Here is a 2,680-nt window from a genome sequence, read left to right on the forward strand (position 1 = left end):
GCAGCACGAAGAAGGGATCCTTCGGTGGTTCCATAGTAAGATGACGAACGGCTTGTTGGAAGGCATTAATGGTCTGGTTCAAGCAGCTAAACGTCGGGCCAGAGGCTACAGGAACGTAGAAAACTTGATTGCGATGGTGTATATGACAGCCAATAAGCTTCGTTTGCCGTTGCTCGCGGCGCGCCGAGCATAATATCCCTTTCCGCCTTCTTACCCTGCTTCAGATGTAGAAACAGCGGTCAAGCGCTCTCCTTGACGGCTGTTTCTACATCTGAAAATCTCTTAAAGGCGGAAGGGGTTATGAAACTAATATTCAACACTGTACCCACCCAGTAGAGCGAAGAGCCGAAATCATTTCGTTCGATCATATATTTTCGGTATAGTCCCTTGGCCATATAGGGCATCATTCCATGAGAACGAGAGTAATCAATAATTAGGTTATACACGGCTAATTGAATGGAGGTATCTTGTACCGAGTCTATTGCTCGGTAAAGCTTCTTTACTCCGTCCATGCCATTTGATGCTTCAAGAAACTTCGCGGCTATTTCGGGTATGAAGGCTGGATGTTCGAGTGTTTCCAATTCGTTCTGCAAAATAGAAAAAATGACTTCAGGTTTTTTCTGAATCTCATTGTACTGTTCTGCAATGTCGTTATTCATTTGCCGATAATACTTGATTAACTCCCCCAAGTTTTTAGGTTTCACAGCACCGGTATTCACAGCCTCACCTTCCCCTCATAATCCAGAATATATCAGATCCTATCCTTCTAACCGCAGCTCCTTCTTTGAAATTCCAAAAGGTATGTGTCCAACTTTTGGCTTAATCTTACAACGGTTTCATCCGTAAGACACTTTTTTTCCGTGGCCGCTACTATAAGCTCCTGTCGAGTGCTCTCAATGATTTCAATTAGACAGCCAGCTTTCTCATAGCTATAAGTAAAAGGGATTAAATCGCCTTTGCATACCGATTGATGGTTCATTTCCACACCTCATCCATAAACTGTATTATTTGACTTTATTATAGATGAAGTTGGTAAATATGACTCGATTCTGGATTATTATGCAACAACTTTATACATAAACCCACAAAAAAACGCCCATAAAGGCGTCTTAATAGGTCAATCTCCTTTCGATGATAATTTTCAACTTTTATCTCTCGAACGAGTTACTGCTGCTATAGACCGATGGCATAATCCAAGGAGGATCTGCAGAGACAACGCTTGGAGTGAGCGCAGCCCCAAAAATTGTAAGCAGCATTGCCAGTAAAAGAATCGGTGCTTTCGAAAATAACTTTTTCATGTTACCAATCCTTTCTTAATTACTGTACATGCCAATAAACACTTCAAGAAAATGTAAATCTAAAAAAGCTGACAGTACCCCTATGCAGCTCCAAGCTGTGTTTGAATTTGAGCGAGAGCTACTCCGGATAGAGCTTGTTTATAAACATATTCAATCCAATGTTGCTTTTTTTCTCGTCGATATTGGTGCAATCCATCCAAAAGATAGCCTTGCCCGCTGTAAATACAGCACATCGAAACAAAAGAGAGTAGCGCCCAGTAGCGATCGATCGCTTTCGTAGATCGAACCTGATATCGATCCAAGCCGAGGTGGACTTTCGCCGTTCGAAAATACGTTTCAATCGACCATCGCTTGCTATAATAGCTCAGAATTTGCTTGTTGGTTAGAGAAACATCTGTACTTAGAAAAGCTTTCACCTGCTTAGGGTTCAGTTCTTCTCCTTCTTTCCAGCAGAAAAGAACGACTCCATTATCAAGCAAATTGAGCTTTCCTTCGTATCGATAAACGCGATAAGAGTCTTCTCCGATGGTCACGAGATCGGTATCAGACTTCGACATAAACGAAGCAAATTCTTTAATCGATTGGCGAATCCCTTGTGGGTAAATGATGCGATTGGTCTTCAGACCGCTAATGACATGGAATCCTTGCTCGCTACTCACCTGAAGAACAGAGGCTGAAGGATACCACGAATCCATTAATACGTACGTTTGGTGATGGGACCTGGGCACTTGCCGGATCATGTCACAAGCCAGATCAATCTTGCTCTTGCTTTTGGATTCATAGCGTTCTGTTGCAAAGGGATATACTATATCACCCGCCCGTAGCATGGCTTCCACTACAGCATGACCATAGACCTTCTTTCCCTTGAGATGAGAGTGGTGAAAGGCTGAGCCCTGGATCGAGTCAACCGCCCGTGACGAAGGTTTGGTTTTTTCACACACCGTATCATCTACAATGACAAAGATAGGACTGTTATTGTGCTTAGCGCTGTATTTGACTTGCTGATAGGCGATATTACGTACGATTTGCTTCAGGAACTGTTCATCCCACTTCCCATGGGATAAAAAATGACTTAAGCTTCTGCGATCCCGATGATGCAAGCTTTCACGATGTATGTCTGTTAAGGTACCTGTAAATCCAGATGACAACATGCCATCTACAAAGTGAGTGATGTGATTAAGGACAGATTTGGAAAAATACAACGGGAGTTTCCATTGCCGAAAGATATTGTTCCAATGGCGATGCTGTGTTAACGTATACGTATGAGACATTTCTTGATCTCCTCTGCGTAGAGTGGTTGGTCGCACTTCTATTTTACACAGAGAGTCAAGGGTGTCTCTTTTTCTGCTATTTAATTACAGCGAATTTGGGCAAGTACAGTT

At 42.6% G+C, this 2,680-nt stretch carries 4 protein-coding genes; 1 reads left to right on the forward strand and 3 read right to left on the reverse strand.

The annotated features are described in order from the left end of the window. The coding region (locus tag ABD76_RS08215) for a transposase (protein ID WP_197253431.1) at nt 1-193 on the forward strand (193 nt) is incomplete at its 5' end. 46 nt (nt 194-239) lie between these two features. On the opposite strand, the gene ABD76_RS08220 is transcribed toward ABD76_RS08215, so the two are convergent. From ABD76_RS08220 to ABD76_RS08230, 3 genes are all read right to left on the reverse strand, one after another. Beyond that, on the reverse strand, nt 240-719 hold the full coding sequence (locus ABD76_RS08220) for a hypothetical protein (protein ID WP_197255886.1): 480 nt from the start codon (nt 717-719) through the stop codon (nt 240-242). A 47-nt stretch (nt 720-766) separates the two neighbouring features. Further along, the gene (locus tag ABD76_RS08225; RefSeq protein WP_197255887.1) at nt 767-979 is read right to left on the reverse strand and encodes an aspartyl-phosphate phosphatase Spo0E family protein; all 213 of its coding nucleotides are present in this window, start codon (nt 977-979) and stop codon (nt 767-769) included. Between the two features lie 399 nt (nt 980-1,378). Continuing rightward, nucleotides 1,379-2,569, reverse strand: coding sequence for an IS701 family transposase (locus tag ABD76_RS08230; RefSeq protein WP_197254446.1), 1,191 nt, complete (start codon nt 2,567-2,569; stop codon nt 1,379-1,381). Between the last annotated feature and the right edge of the window lie 111 nt (nt 2,570-2,680).

The sequence above is a fragment of the Paenibacillus dendritiformis genome, assembly GCF_015845845.1.
Taxonomy (GTDB): Bacteria; Bacillota; Bacilli; order Paenibacillales; family Paenibacillaceae; genus Paenibacillus_B; species Paenibacillus_B dendritiformis_C.

What these genes read in the sequence shown, in the direction of transcription:
- ABD76_RS08225 (WP_197255887.1), bottom strand. Translation starts at nt 979, where the DNA reads ATGAACCATCAATCGGTATGCAAAGGCGATTTAATCCCTTTTACTTAT.
- ABD76_RS08230 (WP_197254446.1), bottom strand. Translation starts at nt 2,569, where the DNA reads ATGTCTCATACGTATACGTTAACACAGCATCGCCATTGGAACAATATC.